17 protein-coding genes are annotated in these 22,080 nt (G+C 67.6%); 14 read left to right on the forward strand and 3 right to left on the reverse strand.

Going from position 1 to position 22,080, the window contains the following annotated elements:
• Nucleotides 1–19: 19 nt before the first annotated feature.
• Complete coding sequence (pseC, locus tag PC39_RS03995) at nucleotides 20–1,183, reverse strand: UDP-4-amino-4,6-dideoxy-N-acetyl-beta-L-altrosamine transaminase (protein ID WP_353252081.1); 1,164 nt, start codon at nucleotides 1,181–1,183, stop codon at nucleotides 20–22.
• Nucleotides 1,180–2,181 carry a UDP-N-acetylglucosamine 4,6-dehydratase (inverting) gene (gene pseB / locus PC39_RS04000; RefSeq protein ID WP_353252082.1) on the reverse strand — a complete coding sequence of 334 codons (1,002 nt, stop codon included), beginning with the start codon at nucleotides 2,179–2,181 and terminating at the stop codon, nucleotides 1,180–1,182. Before pseB ends, pseC begins: the two co-directional genes overlap by 4 nt.
• 145 nt (nucleotides 2,182–2,326) lie before the next feature.
• Here pseB and PC39_RS04005 point away from each other — a divergent pair, with 145 nt between their 5' ends.
• The 9 genes from PC39_RS04005 to PC39_RS04045 all read left to right on the forward strand — a co-directional run bounded on the left by PC39_RS04005 (nucleotide 2,327) and on the right by PC39_RS04045 (nucleotide 12,787).
• Nucleotides 2,327–3,400, forward strand: a complete 1,074-nt coding sequence (locus tag PC39_RS04005; protein ID WP_353252083.1) for an N-acetylneuraminate synthase family protein — start codon at nucleotides 2,327–2,329, stop codon at nucleotides 3,398–3,400.
• A complete protein-coding gene (locus PC39_RS04010) occupies nucleotides 3,397–4,086 on the forward strand; it encodes an acylneuraminate cytidylyltransferase family protein (RefSeq protein ID WP_353252084.1) in 690 nt (229 codons plus the stop codon). Before PC39_RS04005 ends, PC39_RS04010 begins: the two co-directional genes overlap by 4 nt.
• Nucleotides 4,083–5,057 (forward strand): Gfo/Idh/MocA family protein, encoded by a 975-nt coding sequence (locus PC39_RS04015; protein ID WP_353252085.1) that lies wholly within the window; start codon nucleotides 4,083–4,085, stop codon nucleotides 5,055–5,057. The genes PC39_RS04010 and PC39_RS04015 overlap by 4 nt, the downstream gene beginning before the upstream one ends.
• Nucleotides 5,054–6,364 (forward strand): aminotransferase class III-fold pyridoxal phosphate-dependent enzyme, encoded by a 1,311-nt coding sequence (locus PC39_RS04020; RefSeq protein WP_353252086.1) that lies wholly within the window; start codon nucleotides 5,054–5,056, stop codon nucleotides 6,362–6,364. The genes PC39_RS04015 and PC39_RS04020 overlap by 4 nt, the downstream gene beginning before the upstream one ends.
• 94 nt (nucleotides 6,365–6,458) lie before the next feature.
• A complete protein-coding gene (locus tag PC39_RS04025; protein ID WP_353252087.1) occupies nucleotides 6,459–7,616 on the forward strand; it encodes an N-acetyl sugar amidotransferase in 1,158 nt (385 codons plus the stop codon).
• Complete coding sequence (locus PC39_RS04030) at nucleotides 7,613–8,362, forward strand: class I SAM-dependent methyltransferase (RefSeq protein ID WP_353252088.1); 750 nt, start codon at nucleotides 7,613–7,615, stop codon at nucleotides 8,360–8,362. Before PC39_RS04025 ends, PC39_RS04030 begins: the two co-directional genes overlap by 4 nt.
• The gene (locus tag PC39_RS04035; RefSeq protein WP_353252089.1) at nucleotides 8,359–9,717 is read left to right on the forward strand and encodes an NAD(P)-binding protein; all 1,359 of its coding nucleotides are present in this window, start codon (nucleotides 8,359–8,361) and stop codon (nucleotides 9,715–9,717) included. Before PC39_RS04030 ends, PC39_RS04035 begins: the two co-directional genes overlap by 4 nt.
• 5 nt (nucleotides 9,718–9,722) lie before the next feature.
• Nucleotides 9,723–11,126 (forward strand): surface carbohydrate biosynthesis protein, encoded by a 1,404-nt coding sequence (locus tag PC39_RS04040; protein WP_353252259.1) that lies wholly within the window; start codon nucleotides 9,723–9,725, stop codon nucleotides 11,124–11,126.
• 455 nt (nucleotides 11,127–11,581) lie between these two features.
• Nucleotides 11,582–12,787 carry a glycosyltransferase gene (locus PC39_RS04045; protein ID WP_353252090.1) on the forward strand — a complete coding sequence of 402 codons (1,206 nt, stop codon included), beginning with the start codon at nucleotides 11,582–11,584 and terminating at the stop codon, nucleotides 12,785–12,787.
• A 42-nt stretch (nucleotides 12,788–12,829) separates the two neighbouring features.
• Here PC39_RS04045 and asnB read toward each other — a convergent pair whose 3' ends face one another.
• On the reverse strand, nucleotides 12,830–14,716 hold the full coding sequence (gene asnB, locus PC39_RS04050; protein ID WP_353252091.1) for an asparagine synthase (glutamine-hydrolyzing): 1,887 nt from the start codon (nucleotides 14,714–14,716) through the stop codon (nucleotides 12,830–12,832).
• 169 nt (nucleotides 14,717–14,885) lie between these two features.
• Here asnB and PC39_RS04055 point away from each other — a divergent pair, with 169 nt between their 5' ends.
• The 5 genes from PC39_RS04055 to galE all read left to right on the forward strand — a co-directional run bounded on the left by PC39_RS04055 (nucleotide 14,886) and on the right by galE (nucleotide 22,027).
• Nucleotides 14,886–16,088, forward strand: coding sequence for a glycosyltransferase family 4 protein (locus PC39_RS04055; RefSeq protein ID WP_353252092.1), 1,203 nt, complete (start codon nucleotides 14,886–14,888; stop codon nucleotides 16,086–16,088).
• Nucleotides 16,085–17,293: a glycosyltransferase family 4 protein gene (locus PC39_RS04060; RefSeq protein WP_353252093.1), complete on the forward strand. Its 1,209-nt coding sequence runs from the start codon at nucleotides 16,085–16,087 to the stop codon at nucleotides 17,291–17,293. The genes PC39_RS04055 and PC39_RS04060 overlap by 4 nt, the downstream gene beginning before the upstream one ends.
• Before the next feature lie 5 nt (nucleotides 17,294–17,298).
• Nucleotides 17,299–20,112, forward strand: a complete 2,814-nt coding sequence (glnE, locus tag PC39_RS04065) for a bifunctional [glutamate--ammonia ligase]-adenylyl-L-tyrosine phosphorylase/[glutamate--ammonia-ligase] adenylyltransferase (RefSeq protein ID WP_353252094.1) — start codon at nucleotides 17,299–17,301, stop codon at nucleotides 20,110–20,112.
• Between the two features lie 67 nt (nucleotides 20,113–20,179).
• On the forward strand, nucleotides 20,180–21,031 hold the full coding sequence (locus PC39_RS04070) for a glycosyltransferase family 2 protein (protein ID WP_353252095.1): 852 nt from the start codon (nucleotides 20,180–20,182) through the stop codon (nucleotides 21,029–21,031).
• Nucleotides 21,032–21,037: 6 nt separating this feature from the next.
• On the forward strand, nucleotides 21,038–22,027 hold the full coding sequence (gene galE, locus PC39_RS04075; RefSeq protein WP_353252096.1) for a UDP-glucose 4-epimerase GalE: 990 nt from the start codon (nucleotides 21,038–21,040) through the stop codon (nucleotides 22,025–22,027).
• Nucleotides 22,028–22,080 lie beyond the last annotated feature (53 nt).

The raw sequence follows: 22,080 nt of genomic DNA on the forward strand, positions 1-22,080 counted from the left end.
GCCCTCCGCGGCATCGCGCTCAGGCCGTGTCCAGCGCGCGTTCGAGAGCCGCCACCACACGATCCTGATCGGCCTCCGCCATTGTCGGGAACAACGGCAGGGTCAGGGCGCCGGCATAGTAGCGCTCGGCCTCGGGGAAATCGCCGGGCGCGAATCCCCGGGCGCGGTAATAGGGCTGGGTGTGCACGGGGATGTAGTGCACGTTCACGCCCACGCCGGCGGCGCGCATCGCCTCGAAGATCCGGCGCCGGCGCGGGACGAGTTCCGCGTCCAGGCGCACGGCGTAGAGATGGCAGGCGGACAGGTCCGGAGGCGCGGGACGCGGGGTCGGCGTGACCGGCAGATGCGCGAGCGCGCGATCATAGCGCTCGGCCAGGGCGTTGCGACGCTCGACATAAGTCGTCAGGCGCCGCAGTTGGCTGCGCCCGAGGGCGGCCTGCATCTCGGTCATGCGGTAGTTGCCGCCGAGTTCCACCTGGGCGTAGGCCCAGGGGCCGTCCGGCGCGTCGGGAACGTCGTCCGTGTCCCGGGTGACACCATGGCTCCGGACCCGCCGCAGCCGCGCCGCCAGTTCGGGGTCATCGGTCGTGGCCGCGCCACCCTCGCCGGTGGTGACGATCTTGACCGGATGGAAGCTGAATACCGTGATGTCCGAGAACATGCAAGCGCCGACCGGCGCGCCGGCGTGGCGAGCGCCGACGGCGTGGGCGGCGTCCTCGATCACGCGGAAGCCGTACTCCTCGGCCAACGCGCCGATGGCGCGCATGTCGCAGGAACGTCCCGCGAAATGCACCGGCATCACCACGTCCGGCAGGCGGCCGCGCTCGCGCGCCTCGGCGAGCCTGGCGGCCAGCGCCGCCGGGTCCATGTTCAGGGTCTCGGGATCGACGTCGACGAAATCCACGTCCGCGCCGCACAGGCGCGCGGCGTTGGGCGAGGCGACATAGGTGACGGGCGAGGTCCACATGAGACCGCCGGGACCGAGCCCCAGCGCGCGGCAGGCGGCGTGCAGCGCCGAGCTGGCGCTGTTCATGGCGACCGCGTGGGCGGCGCCGACGCGGTCGGCCAGGTCCGCCTCGAAGGCCGGGACCCGCGGGCCCTGGGTGATCAGCTCGGCCCGCAGCGCCTCGGTGACCGCGGCAATGTCCTCCTCGGTGATCTCCTGGCGTCCGTACGGGATCATAGGCCGGCGAGATGGTTGACGCGCCGGATCTCGTCGACGTCGAGGAAGTGCTCGTTTGTGCCCGATTGGTACTCGAACTGGAAGGGCACCGGGGTCCCCGTCTCGCCCAGCACGTTGGTCGCGTAGTCGATGTCCTGGTTGTGGAACTTGATCGTGGGCTTGATCACGTAGTGGTCGCGGAACTCCAGGGTCAGGTGGGAGTCGTCCGCCGGGCACATGACCTCGTGCAGCTTCTCCCCCGGCCGGATCCCGACCACCGTGGTGGTGGCGTCCGGGGCCATCGCCCGGGCCACGTCGATGATGCGTACGGAGGGGATCTTGGGCACGAAGGTCTCGCCCCCGTACATGCGCTCGAAGCTCTTGAGGACGAAGTCCACGCCCTGCTGCAGGGTGATCCAGAACCGGGTCATGCGCTCGTCCGTGATCGGCAACTCGGTGGCGCCCTCATCCAGGAGGCTCCGGAAGCAGGGCACCACCGAGCCGCGCGAGCCGACGACGTTGCCGTAGCGCACCACCGAGAACCGCGTCGGCCGGCCGCCGGCGATGTTGTTGCCGGCCACGAACAGCTTGTCCGAAGCGAGCTTGGTCGCGCCGTAGAGGTTGAGCGGGTTGGCGGCCTTGTCGGTGGACAGGGCGATCACGCGCTCGACGTCGTTGGCCAGGGCCGCGTCGATGACGTTCTCCGCCCCGTGGACGTTGGTCTTCACGCACTCCATGGGGTTGTATTCGGCGGCCGGCACCTGCTTCAGGGCAGCGGCGTGCACCACGTAATCGATGCCGTGCATCGCCTGCTGCAGGCGCGCCCGATCGCGCACGTCGCCGAGGAAGAAGCGCAGGCACTCGTGGTCGAGGCCGCGTTGCATCTCGTATTGCTTGAGCTCGTCGCGGGAGAAGATCACCAGACGCCGGGGGCGGTGGCGTTCGAGCACCGTGCGCACGAAACGCTGTCCGAACGAGCCGGTGCCGCCCGTCACCAGGATGCTTTTGTCGTCGAGCATATTCTCCCCGTTTTCCCCGCGCCCCCGTGGGAACGGCAGACTATGCCCCCGGCCGTGGCGGGGCCGCAACCGCCGTTCGCGTGCCGCCCCCGCCGGTTTCTTATAGCATCTGACCTGATTCGTGTCCCGGCAGGATGCAGCGAACGTGAAACCGATCCAGCTCGGCAACCGGCAGGTGGGCGGCGGCGCGCCGGTCTACGTGACCTTCGAGGCGGGGCCCACCCATTGCGGACTCGAATCCGCGAAGCGGCTGGTCACGGCCGCCGCGCGGGCGGGCGCGGACGCGGTCAAGTTCCAGGTGGTCGATCCGGATCGCATGGTCGCGGACAGGACGCAGCCGTTCGAATACGAGGTGCTGGCCGATCGCGCCACGGGGCGCACCGAGCGGGTCAGCGAGCCGCTGTACGATCTGCTGGCGCGACGGGCACTGTCGCCGCACGAGTGGCGCCGTCTCAAGCGCCACGCGGACGAGGCCGGGTTGGCGTTCTTCGCCACGGTGGCCTTCGAGGACGAGATCGACCTGGTACGCGAACTCGGTTGTCACTCGATCAAGATCGCCTCCGCCGACGTCAATCACCTGCCGCTGATCCGGCGCGCGGCGGCCACCGGCCTCTGCATCCAGCTGGACACCGGCAGCGCCACGCTCGGCGAGATCGAGACCGCGGTGGAGGCGATCCGGGACGCCGGCAACGACGACATCATCATCCACCACTGCCCCTCCGGTTACCCGGCGCGCCTGGCGAGCGTCAACCTGCGGATCATCACGACGCTCAAGCAGTTGTTCCCCCACCCCGTGGCCTTCTCCGATCACACGCCGGGCCGGGATATGGACATCGCCGCCGTGGCGCTGGGCGCCGATCTCGTGGAGAAGACCATCACCGAGGATCGGACGACCCGCTCGGTGGAGCACATCATGTCGCTGGAGCCCGCGGATATGACTGATTTCGTGCGCGCCATCCGCGATCTCGAGGTCGCGCTCGGCGACACGCGCCGGCAGTTGCACGCGGAAGAGCGCCGGCGTCGGCTGCAGGTGCGGCGCAGTGCCTTCCTCGCCGGCGACGTGTGCGCCGGTGCACGGCTGGGCGACGCCCCGGTGGTCTTCCGCCGGCCCGGCGACGGCCTGGCGCCGGACGCCTACGAACGCCTGCTCGACGCGCGCTTCGCCCGCGACCTGCCCGCCGGCGCCAAGCTCGGTGTCGCCGATCTGGTATCGACATGAGCTGTCTCGCCGTGATTCCGGCGCGGGGCGGCTCGCGGCGCCTGCCGCGCAAGAACATCGCCGATTTCGGCGGCCGGCCGATCATCGCCTGGACCGTGGCCGCGGCCCTGGAGACGGGCCGTTTCGATCGGGTCGTGGTGTCCACCGACGACGCCGATATCGCGCGGGTCGCGTCCGATGCCGGCGCGGCCGTCGCAGAACGGCCTCCGGCACTGGCGTCGGACGCGGCGCGGGTCGTGGATGCCTGCCTCGATCTGCTCGACCGCGAAAGCGCGCAGGGCCGGGACTACGGCACGCTGTGTTGCCTCTATCCCACCGCCCCCCTGCGCCGCGCCGACGACATCGCCGCGGTCCTGGACTTGCTGGAGCCGGGGGTGTGCGACTTTGCGATGGCGACCACCCGCTACACGCACCCGCCACACCAGGCCCTGGTTGCTGAGGGGGACGGTCGCCTGCGCCCCTTCTGGCCCGAACTGGTGGAGCGGCGTGCGGCCGAGCTGGGCGAACTGTATGTGGACAACGGCAGCACCTATGCCGCGGATGTGGGGGCGTTCCGCCGCCATCGCAGCTTCCATGGCCCCGGCCTGCGCGGTTGGTGCATGCCCTTCGCGCGCTCGATCGACATCGACGAGGGCGAGGACCTGGCGCTGGCGCGGCGGCTGGCCGACACGGGCGGGTTGCCGTGAGGCTGCTGATTGTCGGGGCGGGGTCGATCGGCCGCCGGCACGCCGCGAACGCGGTGGGTCGCGCGGAAGTCCTGCTGCACGACCGCGATCCGGACCGGGCCCGGGACGTGGCCGCGGCGACCGGTACGACCGCCTGCGACACCCTGGAGGCCGCGCTCGCCCGGTGGCCGGCCGCCGCGATCGTGGCGACCCCGCACGGCGAGCACGCCGCCACCGCCGCCCGCCTGCTCGCGGCCGGCTGCCACTGCCTGGTCGAGAAGCCGCTGGCGGACCGTCTGGCGGCGGCGCATGACCTGGTCGAGCGCGCCGCCGCGGCGGACCGGCGGCTGTACGTGGCCTGCAACATGCGCTTCCATGCCGGCCCGGCCACGCTCAAGACGAACCTGGCCGCCATCGGCCGGCCGCTGTTCGCCCGCGCCCATTTCGGCAACTGGCTGCCGGGCATGCGCCCCGGCGTCGATCCCCGCGATCTCTACTGCGCCCGCCGTGCCGACGGCGGCGGCGTGGTGCTCGACGGCATCCACGAGCTGGATTACCTGACCTGGCTGCTGGGGCCGGTCACCGCCGCGCGCGGCGACACGGCCCGCCTGGGCACGGTGACGGTCGACGCCGAGGACTATGCCGCGATCGCGCTGGACCACGGCGGCGTGCGTTCGCAGATCCATCTCGATTATCTGCGTGCCCGCAAGCGCCGCGGTTGCGAGATCGTGGGCACCGACGGCGTGCTCGTCTGGGAGAGCGAGGGCAAGCGGCCCGAGCATTGCCGGGTGCGGCTGTATCGGCGCGACAGCGAGGGCTGGGATACGCTGATGGAGGAGCCGGACCTCGATCCGGACATTGCCTACCGCAACATGCTCGAACGCTTCCTGGCGGCGGCGACGGGCGGGCCGGACACCGACTTGCTGGACGGTGCCACGGCCGCCGCCGAGCTGGCGACGGCGCTGGCGATCCGCGACGGGGAGGCGGCATGAGCGACAGCGATCACGGAGACCGCTACGCGGCGAGCCTGGCCGCGCTCACGGCCGCGGAGCGGGTGATCCCGACGGGCACCCAGACCTTCTCGAAAAGCCCGCTGCACCTGCCGCGCGGGCACGCCCCCCATTTCCTGGAAGAGGGGCGGGGCGGACGCGTGCGCGACATCGACGGCAATGAGTATGTCGACCTGATGGCGGCGCTGCTGGCGGTGATGCTCGGCTATCGCGATCCGGACGTGGACGCGGCCATCCGCGACCAGCTCGGGCGCGGTATCAGCTTCAGCCTGGCGACCCGGCTCGAAGGGACGCTCGCCGAGCGGCTGGCGGACATCCTGCCCAGTGCCGAGATGGTGCGTTTCTTCAAGAACGGCAGCGATGCCACCGCGGCGGCGGTGCGCGTGGCGCGCGCGGCCACCGGCCGTGACCGGGTCGTGGCGATCGGTTACCACGGCTGGCAGGACTGGTATATCGGCGCGACCACCCGTCGCAAGGGGGTGCCGGCCGCCGTGGCGGCGCTGACCGAGCGCGTGCCCTACAACGATTTCGCCACCCTGGAAGCAGCTTTCGATACCCACCCGGACGGTATCGCCGCCGTGATCATGGAGCCGGTCCACGGCGAGGAGCCGGCGCCCGGCTATCTGGCGGGCGTGCGCGAGCTCGCGCACCGCCACGGCGCCGTGCTGGTCTTCGACGAGATCATCACCGGCTGCCGGATCGCCGCCGGCGGCGCCCAGGCGCACTACGGCGTCACGCCCGACCTGACCTGCCTGGGCAAGGCCCTGGGCAACGGCATGCCGCTGTCGGTGCTGGCGGGTCGGCGCGACCTGATGGCCGAGTTCGACGACATCTTCGTGTCCGGGACCTTCGGCGGCGAGAGCCTGTCGCTGGCGGCCGGCATCGCGGTGCTGGATAAGATCGCGGGCGAACCGGTCATCCCCGCCCTGTGGGGGACCGGGCGGTCATTGACGTCGGCCCTGCGCGAGGCCGCGGCCGCCCATGGTCTCGCGGACGTGGTCCGCGTGGGCGGTCCCGCCCCGATGCAGGGCGTTACCTTCGCCGATCATCCGAACGCCGCCGCGGACGCCATCCGCACGCTCTACGTCACGGAGATGCTGGCGCGCGGGGTGCTGACCACGGGCGCCCTGAACGTGATGTACGCCCATGACCGCGATGACGTGTCGCGGGTCGCCGCGGCCTTCGACGGCGCGTTCGAGCGCCTGGCGCGGGAACTGCGCCGGCCCGGCCTGGAGAAACGGCTGTCATGCCCCCTGATCCGGCCCGTGTTCTCGGTGCGCGGCGAATGAAGGCGGCTTTCGCCCCGTGTGCGGGGGCCGCTATGATCGCGGCCCTGGAAGCGAGAACGCCCGGGCACGGCCCCGGCCCGGACGCGAGGATTCGATGAGGTATTGCCAGCGCTGCGTCACACCCGAGAGTCACCCGCGCGTGCGCCTGGACGACAGCGGATTGTGCAGCGCCTGCCGCGCCTGGGACCGGCGGGGGGGGGGGGGGGGGGGGGGGGCCGCCCGCCGCTTTGCCGAGGTGGCGGATTGGGCCCGTGGCCGGGGCGGCGGCTATGACTGCCTGATCCCGGTCAGCGGCGGCAAGGACAGCTACTGGCAGGTGGTCACCTGTCTGGAGCACGGTCTGAACCCGCTTACGGTCACTTGGCGCGATCCGGCCCGGCTCGAGATCGGCCGCGAGAACCTCGAGAATCTGGTCCGCATCGGCGTCGACCACATCGACCATTGGGTGAACCCGGAAGCCGAGCGGCGCTTCCTGCGGCGCTCGTTCGAGATTTACGGCGTGCCGGGCATCCCCAAGCACATGGCGCTGTACAACATCCCGCTCAAGTTCGCAGTGAAGTTCCGCATCCCGCTGATCGTGTGGGGCGAGAACGCCGCCATCGAGTACGGCGATATCGATCCCGGTGCCGGCGAGGGCGTGGATGTCGACTACGACTGGCTGACGCGGCACGGCGTTACCCAGGGCACGACCGCCGAGGACTGGATCGCCGACGACCTGACACGCAAGCAACTCACGCCGTATTTCCCGCCGGCGCGGGAGGAGTTGGAGGCGAACCCGGTACGGGGCGTCTACCTGGGCTACTACTATCCCTGGGATCCCGTGCACACCCACGAGATTGCCCGGCGGCACGGCTTTCGCGCGCCCGAGTCCGGACCGGGCTATTACGCCTTCGACGACGTGGACTCCGGTTTCATCTCCATCCACCACTACCTCAAGTGGTACAAGTTCGGCTGCACGCGCCTGTTCGACAACCTGTCCATCGAGATCCGGGCGGGTCGCCTGAGCCGTGACGAGGCGATCGAAATCATCCGCGAACGCGGCGCGGAAACGCCCCACGAGGACATCCGTGCCTTCTGCGAGTATCTGGGCATCGGCGAGCGCCGTTTCCACGAGATCGCGGAGCGCTTCCGCAACCCGGATATCTGGCGCCGGCGCGACGGCCGCTGGGTGATCGACGGCTTCATCGTGCCCGACTGGGACGGCTGGGAGCCGGTGGATCCGGCCGTCGCCACGGAGGACAGCGGCGCATGAGCGGCGGCGATCCCTCGATGTACCAGCGTCATCCCGAGCTCAGCCGCTACACGGACGCGGGCCGTTACGAGAATCCCAAGGAGGACTTCAAGACCATCGCCGATCGGCTGGCGGACCTGGCCGATCCGGACCGCCGCCATACCGTCGCGGACATCGGCTGCGGCAACGGCGAGCTGCTGTACCTGCTCAGGCGCCGCTTCCCCGCCTGGCGTCTGACCGGCTTCGACCATACCGCCGAATTCGTCGAGAAGGCACGCGGCTTCCCCGGTCTGGAGGGCGTCGAATTCCACCGGGCCGACCTGTTCGATATCGAGGGCAGCTACGACATCGTGATCGCCACCTGCTTCCTGTCCCTGTTCCGGGAGATCGAGGCGCCGCTGGCGAAGCTGATGGCACTCTGCCGTCCGGGCGGGCTGGTGCTGGCGACCGGGTTGTTCAATCCCTTCGATATCGAGGTGCGGGTCGAGTTCTGCGACAACAGCCGGCCGGAGACGCGCGGCCGGTGGCGCAGCGATTTCAATCGTCACTCGCAGCGCGGCATCCGGGAACGGCTTTCCGCGGAGGCCGACTCGGTCGCGTTCGAGCCCTGCAGCTACGATATCGATCTGGCGTCCGATCCCGAGCATCCCATCCGTGTCTGGAGCGTGCGCGACGAGGACGGCGGGACCTGGCTGATGAACGGCGCCTGGCAGATCGCGAACCAGACATTGATGGTCGTGCGCAAGCGGGAGGCCGAGTCATCGTGAGAGACAAGCCTGTCGAGAACCTGATCGTGGGCGCCGGTCTGGTGGGCGCGGTGACGGCCCGCACCCTGGCGCGGCACGGGCAGCGGGGCGTGCTGGTGGAACGCAACGCCGACCCCGGCGGGGTCAACGGCAGCTTCGCCGACGACCGGGGCAACTGGTTCGATCACGGACGTCACGTGATCAGCGACGGCCGTTCGGCGTTCACGACCGAGTTCGTGACCGAAGTGCTACGCGGCCGGGTCCGTCGGTTCGATCTCAAGCGCGGTCTGGTGGTGCGCGGGCACCTGATCCCCTACGCCGCCGAGTTGCCGGATTGGCCCGAGGCGCTGCGCGAGCGCGTCCGCCTCGATCCCGGGGCGCGGGTCGGCCTGGGGTCGAGCCGCGAGGCGTTCGCGCGGGCCTACGGTCGCTGGTTCGCCGATCTCGCCTTCGACGAGATGATGGCGGCCTACCCGGTTCTGACCTGGCACCGCGAGCGCGGCGTGCCCGAGGCGCATCTCATGCGCTGGATCTTCCCCTGGTTTTTCCCGCGCAGCGAGGCGGAGGCGCCGCCGGACGCGGGCGACCGCGCCGGCGTCTACAGCGAGGAAAGCCGGCGCTACCACTACGACTGCCGGCATGCGAATCCACCCAGGGAGAGCGTGATGTACCCCGAGGAGGGCGGCTTCGGCCGTCTGGTGGAGGCGATGCTCGAGGACGGCCGCGAGGGTTTCGACCTGCACCTGGGCGCGGAGGATATCGACATCGATATCGATCCCGAGAGCCTGGCGGTGCGCAGCGTGAGCACCGGCGGTATCCGCTATCGGCCCGGCCGGGTGTTCTGGTGCGCGCCGCTGCCCGTGCTCTGTCGTTACCTGGGCTGGACGCTGCCGGCGGGCGAGCCGCAGTGGGAACTGCTGGGCAGCTTCACGTTCGAACGGCCGGTGGACAGGGGGCTCCACGAAGTCCTGTTCGCCGACCCGGATCATCCGGTCCGGCGCATCAACTTCCCGGGCCTGATCGCCGGCGGGAGCGATTCCCATACCCTGCAGGTCGAGTACACCACCGTGGGTGACGAGGCCCGTCTGGGTGCCGACGAGTGGCGGTCGCGCTGGTTGACCTCCCTGCGCAAGCTGGGTTTCGTGGACGCCGGTGCCGAACCCGTGTTCTTCGATTTCAAGCGGGTCTCGCGCGGTGTCGTCAGCACCGAGGACCTGGGCGCCTTCCTGGCGGGCTGCGAGGAGCGCATACACGGTGCCTCCGGCAACCTGGTCGCGCCCCACCTGGCGGTAGCCTCCGACAACAACGCACGCCTGATTCCCAAGGTCCACGGGCGCGTCGAACGCGCCCTGGGCACGCGGCCGTCGGCATCGTGACCGTCATGCGCCGTCACGGACCGCTTCGCTGGCTGCTGCTGCCGGTGGAGACCAAGCACCGGGAACTCGACGCCAAGCTGTGGCTCGGTTGCTGTGCCGTGGAGCGCGGCTATGGCGTGATTCTCGGGGAAATGGATGAGCTTCACGAGAAATACCTGGCATTGCCGCGGGGCATTTGCCTGGATAAATCGATCGCGTCCGGCAAGCTGAAGGCGCTGCGGCGCATGCACCGGGCCGGCTATCGGCTGTGCGTGAACGACGAGGAGGCGTTGATGGCGTACAACTACCCGCAGCGCTTCCTGGACAGCCGTCTCAGTTCGGAATCGTTGTCGATGACGGCGTTCTTTTTCGCCTGGGGAGAGCGGCAGGCCGAGCTCGTTCGTGGCGCATACCCCGAGTACGCGGATCGGGTGCATACGGTGGGTAATCCCCGGGTGGATTTGCTGGCCACGCAACTGCGGGAATTGTATGCCGGGGAGGCCAACGGCATCCGTGAACGGATCGGCCGTTACATCCTGCTGCCCTCGAATTTCTGCGATCTGCTGCACGTCAACGGTCCCGACTTTCGCTTGAAACAGGCCCGCGCCGCCGGACTGGTGCGCAATGAAGACGATGTCCGTATGCACGCCGAACGGCGGGTGCATCGACAGCGGGTATTGGACGCCTTCGTGGAGGCGCTGCATTCAATCCGGCATAGGTTTCCGGATCATGCGTTGGTGGTGCGTCCGCATCCGGCCGACGATCCCGATCAATGGCGACATCTCGTGGCAGGTATCGACCGTTGCCAAGTGCTGTACGAAGGCGCCGCGATCCCCTGGCTGTTGGGTGCGGACGCTATCTTTCATAACGGTTGTACGACTGCGGTAGAAGCGGTTCTCCTGGGTAAGCGACCCATCTCCTATCATCCCTTCTGGGATGATCGCTTCGAGTACCACTTTCAGGCGAGGGTGGGATCCAGCGTCGATAAGATCGAATCCCTGCTGGATATATTGCGGACCGTGATCGAGGCCGAGCCGGAGGAACGGCAGGCCGATGATCGCGGTCTCGGTCGCTACATACGCGTTACCCCGGATCGGACGGCCGCGGAAGCCACGCTCGACCTGCTCGCCCGACTGGAAAGCAAGCCGAGGAGACTCGAATACACTTGGCTCAACCCGAACTATGCCCGGTCTCGGATATTGGCCGCCGGCAAGCGGCTGGAACGGCGACTGCGGCGACGGCTTCGCAGACAACCGATCGCGGAGCGCAAGCCCGAGCCGCTGAAGCTGCAGAAATGGCCCAGCACGGCGCTGGGTGAAATGGAGGAGAGACTGCAGCGACTCAGGGATGTCAGCGGGCGTTTCTCCGATGTCAGGGTGACTCACCTTGAAGGTCGTTTGTTCATTCTGACAAGCGACACGCAGTCATGATGCGCGGTCGGACTGCGCAGAATCGCTTCAGCCTGTGCTTGCTCCGAGCGGCGCCACTTTGATCCATGCCCCGGGCCGGGCTCAGGCGGGAGGTTGGAATGCAAGACAGGGCCGCTGACCGTCGCCTAACAAAAGCGCCGATTCGATAATCATACCCGCGGCTATCCCTGTCACTTCGGCGCCCCAAGCTGGACGAGTTGGAACCGGATGCGCCCGGGGCTAAAATCAAAGTTTGGTTGCTCCGGAAACTTCGCGAGATGCAGTCGTCGCTATGTATGGCAGTGCTGCGAGTCCGGGGATGGTTCCGGAATCCGGCGGGGCGGAACGCCAGTTATGTGATCCGCATCGCCCGTCGGGAGGCGTGATAACAAGATAGATCGATTGTTTTTGGGCTGGTGACACAAGTCTTGTACAACAATCAAGATGAATTTCATGAGGCTCGGCGACCGCTCCGAGTGCTGCACTTTGCCAATCTGGCCAGTGTAGGCGGCGCAGAGCGGTATTTCATGGGCTATATCCAAGGAGGGGCAAGCCAGGTTGCCGGAGGCCAGGGGCTATTCCTGACGGGGGGCGGCATTCATCCTTTTTTTCGTGAAACCCTGGATTGCGCGGGCATTCCGGTTTTCAACAAGAAATATCGCAGGGGAATAAAACTTCCCCGATACCCGAGTATTATACGGCGAGCCCACTGGCAGTCGGTTTTTCGTAACTACTCGCCAGGGATCGCGCTTTTCTGGAATCAGATCAGGGAAGGGCAAATGGCCGCGCTGACACGGGATGCGCGATTGAGGCCGGTTTACTGGGAGCGCGGCAGCGGTTGGCACGCGGATCATCATGATCCGCGGACGGTTCTGATGCTTGATTCCATCGACCACGCATTGGCCAACTCCGACGCAGGCGCGAGGATGCTTCGCTACCACGGATTCCGCGGCCATGTCGGGATCTGCCGCAATGGTCTGCACCCCGAGATGTTCCAGCATGAAGTCGCCCCCAAGCACCTGCCCAGGGATCGGCCCCTGACCTTGGCGGTCGTTGCGCGACTGGTTCCCTACAAGGGCGTTGCCCTCGCCCTGCACACGCTACGCATGCTGGTCCGGCAGGGCCTTGAGGTGCGGCTGAGGATTGCCGGCACCGGTCCGGACAGGCCGATGTTGGCGGCGTTGTCGCGAAAACTGGAGATCGAGGAGCGGGTTGAGTTCTACGGCGTCGTCAACGACATGCCCCGTTTCTATGCCGAGGTGGATTGCCTGCTGCACCCGGCGCTATGTGAACCGTCCTCGAACGCGGTTGCCGAGGCGATCCACTTCGGGTGCCCAGTGCTGGCGGCGAATGTCGACGGCATACCCGAAGTCATGCATCCCGATTGCGGCGCCGTCATGGAGCCGACCCTGTCCGAGCGCGATTATGCCGAACTGGGCGTGGCCGCCACGGGTCAGCCCAAAGCGGTTTATTTCCCAGGCAGGGATGAGATAGCAAGGCCACGGGCCCTCGACCCCACGAGTCTGACGTCCGCGGTGGAGTCACTGGTGGCGGAGGATAAACGCTATGAAAGGGTCAGTGAGCAATGCCTGGACTGGTCTCGGCGGCATTACGATCCGGTTGCGCGTTATCGGGACTTATTTGGACATTTGCTGCAGATGAGTGCCGGCGACGCTTCTTGATCCGACTGCGGGCGCGTGAGCCGGATGACCTGCCTCGTGACGTTATGCAAAGAAGTCATCCAGCCACGCCTGAAACATCAAGACACACCAGAGGGGCCACATCGAATTGGTGTTCCCCCGTACATGGTCGTTCCAAGTCTGTCTGATCGAGCCGGGACTGAAGAATTGTTGGTTCTCTAGACGATCGACGTCCAGCAATTCTTCTCCCCATTCGCGCAGGGGGCCCCGAAGCCATTCATCCAACGGTACGCCAAAGCCCCGTTTGGGGCGCTCCACGACATCCGCGGGCACGTATCTGTATAGAAGCTGGCGCAGCAGCCACTTGGGTGTGCCGTCCCGGAACTTGTAGTGTGGCGGCAGTGTGAAGGCATACGCGGCAATCCGCGAATCCAGGAAGGGAGCCCGGGTCTCCAGGCTTGTCGACATGGCTGCCCGGTCGACCTTCGTCATGATGTCGTCCGGCAAATAGCAGAGTGCGTCGGTTGCCGGCAGCCAGCGCCATGGGTCGGCGGCAGCATCCTCGGGCGTGTCACGCAGAAACGGCGTCGCGGGTTCCTTGCCATTGAGCACGATCGCCTCCGGGTCCCCCCAGTAACTCATCATGTTGCGGTAATAGAGCCTCAGGTCGTCCGCCGACCGCTTCATCAGACTTTGCTGCAGATATTTGGTCCGCTTGCGTCGACGCACCTTCGCCTTGAGTTGCAGATAACCGGCTTGCAGCCCTCGGATGCCGCGCGGCGTGTAACGTGCCCGCTTCCAGCGCCGGAGTATGTCGCCGTAGCGGTTGTATCCCGCAAATAACTCGTCTCCGCCGTCACCGGAGAGTGCGACGGTGACCTGTTGCCGGGCGAGCTGGGATACCAGGGTCGTTGGAATTTGCGACGGATCGGCGAAAGGCTCGTCGTATATGCGGGGAATCCTCGGCACGATATCCAGCAACTCCCGGTCGCTTACGTAAAGCTGCTGATGGTCGGTACCCAGGAACTTGGCCGTGAAGCCTGCCTCTTGGGCCTCGTTCAGCTTGGTGTTATGGAAACCGATCGTGAAGGTTCGGATGGGTTGTTCCGAGTACTGGCGCATCAGGGAAACCACCAGCGTGGAATCGACGCCACCCGAGAGAAATGCGCCGACGGGCACGTCCGCGACCATCTTGTCGCGGATGGAATCGGACAGGAGCCGCTCCAGTTCGTCGACAGCCTCTTTCTCGGGCAGGTCGGTATAAGGCGCGGTGGACAGGCTTTCCAGGCTCCAGTAGCTGGTCGGGCCATGCGATCGCAAGTCGCAAGTCACGCACAGGTATGATCCCGGCGGGAGCTTGTGGTAGTGGGCGAAGATGCAATGTGGCGCCGGAATATAGGAATGGCGCAGCAGGATGGTCAGCGCGTCACGATCTATTTCGGGGTTGAAGTCGGGGTGCGGCCTCAGGGATTTGAGTTCCGAACCGAACAGGAATGTGCCCCGGTCCATGCCGTAGTAAAGCGGCTTTTCTCCGAAACGGTCGCGTGCCAGGTACAGGCACTGGTCGCGCTTGTCCCAGAGTGCGATCGCGAACATGCCTTCGAAGCGTCGCAGCGACTCCTCGATACCCCACTCCAGAAACGCTGCCAATGCGACTTCGGTGTCAGAGGTGCCACGGAAGGTGTGACCATGCCCGTGAAGCGTTTCGCGCAGGGTCCGGAAATTGTAGATTTCGCCGTTGAAGGCCAGGACGTATCGGCCATCCTCGGAGACCATCGGTTGAGCCCCGGCCGGCGAGAGATCGACGACGGACAAGCGTCGATGACCAAGCGCGACGCGGCCGCCATCGGTATCGATCCAGGTGCCCTTGTCGTCCGGCCCGCGATGGGTCAGGGCGTCACGCATCGCATCGATGGGAGCAAGGCCGCGCGCGTCGGCGCCAGCCTGCAGGATACCGGTTATGCCGCACATGAGTAGGGTAGTGTTGGGTCTTTGGCAGTCGGGACCGGGTGGCAGGGGCAGGCCCGCCGGGCGTCCGGACGTACGGATTACGTCAAGCGAATAAAGGATCGGATATCATGATACACCCTTGGCCGGTGCCGGATCGGCATCGACATGCTGCCCACACCCGTCCGATTCCGTGAAGCTCCTGCATCGCATCAACTTGAATGTCTCCGGTGGCGTGGAGAACCAATTCCGCGCGTTCGTCGCTCACGACGCCGCCAGACGGGGCATGACACACGACGTGCTGGTCGGCGATCCGGTTCACCCCGACCTGTCGGCCGATATCGTCGACCGAACCGGTGCCGTCTACAGTTACAAGCAATGGCGCGGTTTCAAGTTGCCAAGGCGGCCGCGGATATGTCGTGACCGCAATCTCGACCGGATAGTGCGTGTATCGGGGGCGGATGCGCTCCTGGCATGGAGCGCGTTCGCCAAGCCGGCCCTGGCCAATGCCTGCCGGGGACACGGCTTGCCGCTCATATATCGGGAAGGCGGAGCGGCCTGGGGCGGCGCGAACCCCGACAGCGCCCGGGTTTTTCTGGATGAAGTGTCCGGGGCGGTGTGCAATACCAATGCCTCGCGGCGCATGCTGGAGCTGAAATGGGGATATCGTGGCCCGAGCAGGATATGCCTGGGCGGCATTCGGCCCGATGCGCTGCTGCCGTCCCCGAAGCCGAGGAAACCGCGCGAAACGACCATTCTCGGATGCGCCTCACGTCTGGTCTCGATCAAGGGAACGGCGCTCGCGATTCATGCCTTGGCCGTGTTGCGCGAACAGGGCGTGTCCGCGGTTCTCCGGGTCGCCGGCGGAGGACCGGACCGGGCCGACCTGGAAGCGCTCGCGACTCGGCTGGGCGTCTCGGAGCATGTCGCCTTCCTGGGGCCGCAGCGTGATATGGCCGCTTTCTATCGGGATATCGACATTTTCCTGCATCCGGCCTTGCGGGAACCTTTGGGCAACGTATGCATCGAGGCCGCGGCCAACGGCTGCATCGTAATCGCCGGCCGGGTGGACGGGCTCGCCGAGACGGTGGAACACGATGTGACCGGCATCACGTTGCCGCAAACACTCGATCTGGATCGGTATCACCGGCTCGGGGGACGACTGTCGGGTTTGCCCGATCTGGTCTACGATCCCGACAGCGATTCCTTGCGGGAACTCCGATGCCTCGACCCCGACGATCTTGCGCGGGCCGTGGCCGATCTGCTGGCGGATCCGGATCGCTACGCCCGCTTGAGCGCGGCAGCGATTGACCGGACCAGGAACCGCTTTCGCTTCGACCGGTATGTGGAGGAGATGGTCAGGGCCATCCACACGTTCGCCGGAATCGGCGCATGAGCCGCCGGCAACCCCGCCAATCCGATACCGGAGCGAACGGCGTGCCGCACGTGGCTTTGGTGTTCAAGCAGTTGCGCGCAAGTGGCGGGGCGGAGCGGATGGCTTCCGTGTTTCTGGATGTGTTTCGCTCCTTCGACGTGCGTCTGAGCGTGGTGGCGCGCCACATGGATGGCGTTCCCGACGGGTTCGAGTTTCATCGCGTGAACCCGCCGCACCTCGGCCGGGCCGGCCGCGTGACCGGCTTCGCGCGTGCCGCTTGCCGTAAGTTGTCCAGCCTGCGGCCGGACCTGGTTCTCTCCCAGGAGCACATGCCGTGTTGTCATGTCTATCGTGCGGGCGGCGGCGCACATGCGGAATGGCTGCGGCAACGGCGACGCGTGCAGGGCCCGCTCAAGAGGACCTGGCAACGTTGGGATCCGCATCAACGGGCGAAACTGGCGTTGGAGCGCGCGACTTATGAGTCGCCGCATCTGCGGGCCGTTATCTGCAATTCCGCGATGGTCCGTGACGATATCCTGCGTCATTACCGCGTCGCGCCGGAGCGCTTGCACGTCATTGAGAACGCCCTCGACCCGGACGCCTATCGGCCGCCGGCGAACGCGCGGCGCGAGGCCCTGGCCCTGCGTCAGAAATTGGGCGTGCCCGCGGGCGCCGCGCTTTGGCTGTTCGTCGGGTCCGGTTTCGAACGGAAAGGGCTTGACGTTGCCGTGCGGGCCCTGGCGCGCGCGCCGGGCACGCCTCATCTGGCCGTGGTGGGACGTGATCGTCATGCCCGCCATTACCGCCGGCTCGCGGCACGGTCGGGGGTGGCGGGCCGAGTCCATTTCGTCGGCCGTCAGGCAGACGTGCGTCCCTACTACTGGGCCGGGGACGGTCTGCTCCATCCGGCACTCTACGAGGCCTATGGATTGGTGGTGCTGGAGGCCATGGCCGCTGGGCTGCCGGTGCTCGGCAGCCGTCAATGCGGTGCAGCCAATGCGTTGATCCGGCAGGGGGAGAATGGCTATCTCAACGATGCGCTCGATATCGATGCCTGGGCCGATGCCATTGGCCGTATCGATGGCGTCGCGGATCGCGAGTCCTTGCGACGGGCTGCGATGGCGGCCGCCATGCCGCATGACCTGGCGCGTCTGCGCGGACAGGTCCGTGAACTTTGCGATTACCTGCTCGCGGGCGTTCGGTCCGGGCCCGCGGCTGGGGCATGAATGCAATGAAAAAGAGTACCGAAAAGTCGGCGTTGGACAGGGTCAGGCGCTATAGCGCGTTCTGCGCGGAATGGCTGGACGCGCAGGCCGGGCGTTTCGAGGCGCTGGATCGCTCGGGCGCCCTCGACCGGGCGCCGGAGATCGACGCCCGGCAACTGGCGGCCGATGCCGCGGCCGCGGCATCGGCCGCCGATTGCATGCGCCTGCTCCGGCGCTGGCGCAACGAACGCCTGTTCCTGATCGCGTGGCGCGACCTGGTCGGCGGCGCGGCGCTCGAGGAGACCCTGGCGTCGCTGTCCGATCTCGCCGACGCCGCCATCGAGGCGGCCCTGACGTTCGCCGAGCGCGAGCTGGAAGAGCGCTACGGCACGCCGCGCACCGATGACGGCGAAGCCCAGCGCATGATCGTGATCGGCATGGGCAAGCTGGGCGGCCGCGAGCTGAACTTCTCCTCCGATATCGACCTGATCTTCGCCTACCGGCGCGATGCCGAGACCGACGGCCGTCGCCGGGTGCCCGCCGCCGAATATTACAAGCGCCTGGCGCGGGAGGTGGTGGGGCTGTTGTCGGAGCAGACCGCCGACGGCTTCGTGTTCCGGGTCGACACCCGGCTGCGGCCGTTCGGGGACGCCGGGGCCCTGGTGGCGAGCCTGCCGGCGATGGAAAGCTACTATCAGGCGCACGGCCGCGAGTGGGAACGCTATGCTTGGATCAAGGCGCGCCCGGTGGCCGGCGACATGGCCGGCGGCAGGCGCGTGCTGGAGATGCTGCGGCCGTTCGTCTACCGCCGCTACCTGGATTACGGCGCCTTCGAGTCCATCCGCGACATGAAGGCCCTGATCAACCGTCAGGTCGCTAGCCGGGGTCTGGAAGACAACGTCAAGCTGGGCGGTGGCGGCATCCGCGAGGTGGAATTCATCGCCCAGGCGTTTCAGCTTATACGCGGCGGCCACGAGCCGGCCCTGCAGGACAACCGGCTGCTGCCGACATTGGCGCGCCTGGCCGAGGCCGGGCATCTGCCCGAGCATGCCGCCGCCGACCTGGAGGCCGCCTACCGCTTCCTGCGCCGCACCGAGAACCGGTTGCAGATGTGGCGCGACCAGCAGACCCACGAACTGCCGCGCGAGCAGGCGCGCCGCGCCGCGCTGGCGGAGTCCATGGCCTACGACGACTGGGATAGCTTCGCGGCGGCGTTGTCCGAGCACCGCCGCGGCGTGCGCGATGCCTTCGAACAGGTGTTCGCCTCGCCGCACGCCGATGACGAGCCGGGCGAGGGCGCCCGCATCCTGGCGCTGTGGGAGGAGGACCTGGACGAGGGCCAGACCGAGCGGGTGTTGGCCGATTACGGCATGCGCGACCCGGCGGCCGTGGTCGCGGCCCTCGACCGTCTGCGCGACGACGCCCTGACCCGGGCCATGGGCGACCGCGGGCGCCGCTGGGTGGCGCGTCTGCTGCCGCTGCTGTTCGCGGCCGCGGCCAATACCGAGGAGCCCGACCGGGCGGTGATCCGCGGGCTGGATGTGCTGCAGGCGATCACCGGCCGGGCGACGTACATCGCGCTGCTGGTGGAGCATCCGGCGGTGCTGTCGAGCCTGGTGCGTCTGTGCGCGGCCAGTTCCTGGATCACCGAGCAGATCAAGAGCCAGCCGGTGCTGCTGGACAGTCTGCTGGACCCGCGCATGCTCTATCGCGCGCCCGATTACGAGGAATTGCGCGCCGGGCTCGGCGAGGAACTGGCGGTCCTGCCCGAGGACGACCTGGAACGCCGCATGGATGTCCTGCGACGCTTCCGGCAGGCATCGGTGCTGCGGGTCGCCGCCGCGGACGTCACCGAGTCCATGCCGCTGATGGTGGTCAGCGACCATCTCACGGCGGTGGCGGAGGTGGTGTTGTCGGCGGCGCTGGACATCGCCTGGTCGCAGATGGTGGCGCGCTACGGCAAACCGGTGATACGCGGCGGCGAGCGCGACGGCGAGACCGCGGGCTTCGCCGCGATCGGCTACGGCAAGCTGGGCGGTTTCGAGCTGGGTTATGCCTCCGACCTGGATTTGGTGTTCCTGTTCGACAGCCCCGGGGACCAGTCCACCGACGGCGATCGCAGCCTCAGCCATCAGGCCTTCTTCCTGCGCCTGGCGCAGCGCCTGGTGCATGTCCTCAGCACCCAGACCGGTGCCGGTCGCGCCTACGAAGTGGATATGCGCCTGCGCCCGAGCGGCCAGTCCGGCCTTCTCGTGAGCCATATCGACGGTTTCGCGGCCTATCAGCGCGACAAGGCCTGGACCTGGGAGCACCAGGCGTTGGTCCGGGCCCGGCCCGTGGCCGGCGACCGCGGACTCGGCGAGCGTTTCCGCGCCCTGCGCGAGGAAATCCTCTCGCGTTCGCGCGACGAGGCGTCGCTGCGCCGCGAGGTCACCGACATGCGCCGGCGGATGCGCGAGAATCTGGATCGCAGCGGCGGGGGATCGCTGGATCTCAAGCAGACCGCCGGCGGTCTGATCGACATCGAGTTCCTGGCGCAGTACGCCGTGCTACGCCATGCCGGCGAGTGCCGCGAACTGATGATGTTCACCGATACCATCCGCATCCTCGAGACCCTGGAGTCCGGGCGTCTGCTCGACTACGAGAGCACCAAGGCGCTCACCGACGCCTACCGGGCCTACCGCATGCGGGTGCACGCGGCGGCGTTGCAGCAGACCCGCGCGATGATCGGCGAAGACGAGCTGACGACCGAGCGCGAGGCGGTGCGGCGGCTCTGGCGGGATTGGCTGGGATCGGCGGACGCCGGCGATGCATCCGGGCCGGCTGCCGGGGTAACATAGACGGTTTATGGGCCCGTCCCCCGCCCCGCCGCGGCGGAGCGGGGCTTCCCGCCTGTCTGCGAGACCTATGCGAAAAATCGAAACCGCCCCCGCGAAGCGGCTGAGCGAGCCGGTGAACCTGCCGTTGTCGGTCAACGTGGTCACCCTCAACGAGGCGGCGAACCTGGGCCGCTGTCTGGAGAGCGTCTGCGGCCTCGCCGCGGAGATCGTGGTGATCGACTCCGGCTCCACCGACGGCACGCGCGAGATCGCCGAGCGTTACGGCGCCCGCTTCATCCACAATGACTGGCCCGGCATGGGCGCGCAGAAGAACGTGGCCCTGGAACACTGCACTCAGCCGTGGGTGTTGTGTCTGGATGCCGACGAGGCCCTGGACGAGACCCTGCAGACCCGGATCGTCGAGACCCTGAGCGGCACGCCCCAATACGACGGCTACGCGGTCAACCGACTGACATGGTTCCTGGGCGACTGGGTCCGGCACTCCTGGTTCCCGGAATGGCGCGTACGCCTGGCGCGGCGCGACAAGGCCCGCTGGGAGGGCGTGAATCCGCACGAGTGGCTGGCCGTGGACGGCCGCACCGCGAGGCTGGATGGTTTCCTGCCGCACTATCCGGTGCGCGACCTCGCGCATCACCTGGACAAGACCCTCGGCTACGGCCGCATCTCGGGTGCCGAGCTGGTCAAGCGCCGCCGCCGCATACCCCAGCACAAGTTGATCTTCTCGCCGCTGTGGCGGCTGGTTCGCACACTGTTGCTCAAGGGCGGCTGGCGCGACGGTTGGCGCGGTCTGGTCATCGCCTATACCAGCATGTTCAGCGCGATCCTCAAGTACGCCTACGCGATGGAAGCGACCCGCGTGCGCCCGCGCGACGACCTGCCCAACGACCCGCCCAACGACAATACCCCGCGCGGCGGCTGACCCGGCATGAGCGAGCGACCGACCGTATTCGTCACCGGGGGCGCCGGCTACATCGGCAGCCACGCCTGCAAGGCGCTGGCCGGTCAGGGCTATCGGCCGGTGGTGTACGACGACTTGTCCCGCGGCCACCGCGACAGCGTGCGCTGGGGGCCGTTGGTCGAAGGCGATGTGCTGGATACCGCCGCTCTGGAGCGCGCCCTGCGCGAGGCGCGCCCCGCCGCGGTGATGCACTTCGCCGCGTTCGCCTACGTGGGCGAATCCATGGCCCGGCCCGAGATCTACTACCGCAACAATGTCCAGGGCACCTGGAGCCTGCTTGCGGCGATGCGCCGCGCCGGCGTGCGCGATCTGGTCTTCTCCAGCAGTTGCGCCACCTACGGCGGGGTGCATTCGCGACCGATCACCGAGGCCACGCCGCAGGCCCCGGACAGCACCTACGGTTTCACCAAGCTGGTCGCGGAGCGCATGATCGCCGACGAAACCAGGGCCCACGGCCTGAGGGCCACCGCGCTGCGCTATTTCAATGCCGCCGGCGCGGACCCGGAAGGCGAACTCCGCGAGGATCACGACCCCGAGCCGCATTTCATCCCCAACGTGCTCAAGACGGCCGCCGGCGCTGCCGGGCCGTTGACCATCAACGGCGACGATCATCCGACGGCGGACGGCACCTGCGTGCGCGATTTCGTGCACGTACAGGATCTGGCGCGCGGCCACGTCCTGGCCCTGGATGCGCTGCTCGCCGGCAATGCGCCCGCCGCGGTCAATTTCGGCACCGGCTCGGGATTCTCGCTGCTACAGATCGTGAAGCTGGCCGAGGAGGTCACCGGCCGCCCGGTCCCCTACGATTTCGCACCCGCGCGGCCCGGTGATCCGCCCTATGCGGTCGCCGATTACGAGCTCGCGCGGCGGACCCTGGGATGGGAGCCGGAACTGGCGGACATACGTTTGATGATCGAGCATGCTTGGCGGACCTTGCCGCGCCTGACGTCGGACTAGGTATCGACGGTTCAGCACGGCAGGCCGAAAAACCGAACGGGAAGGGGCGTACA

The sequence above is a fragment of the Salinisphaera sp. PC39 genome (assembly GCF_040361335.1).
GTDB lineage: Bacteria > Pseudomonadota > Gammaproteobacteria > Nevskiales > Salinisphaeraceae > APNM01.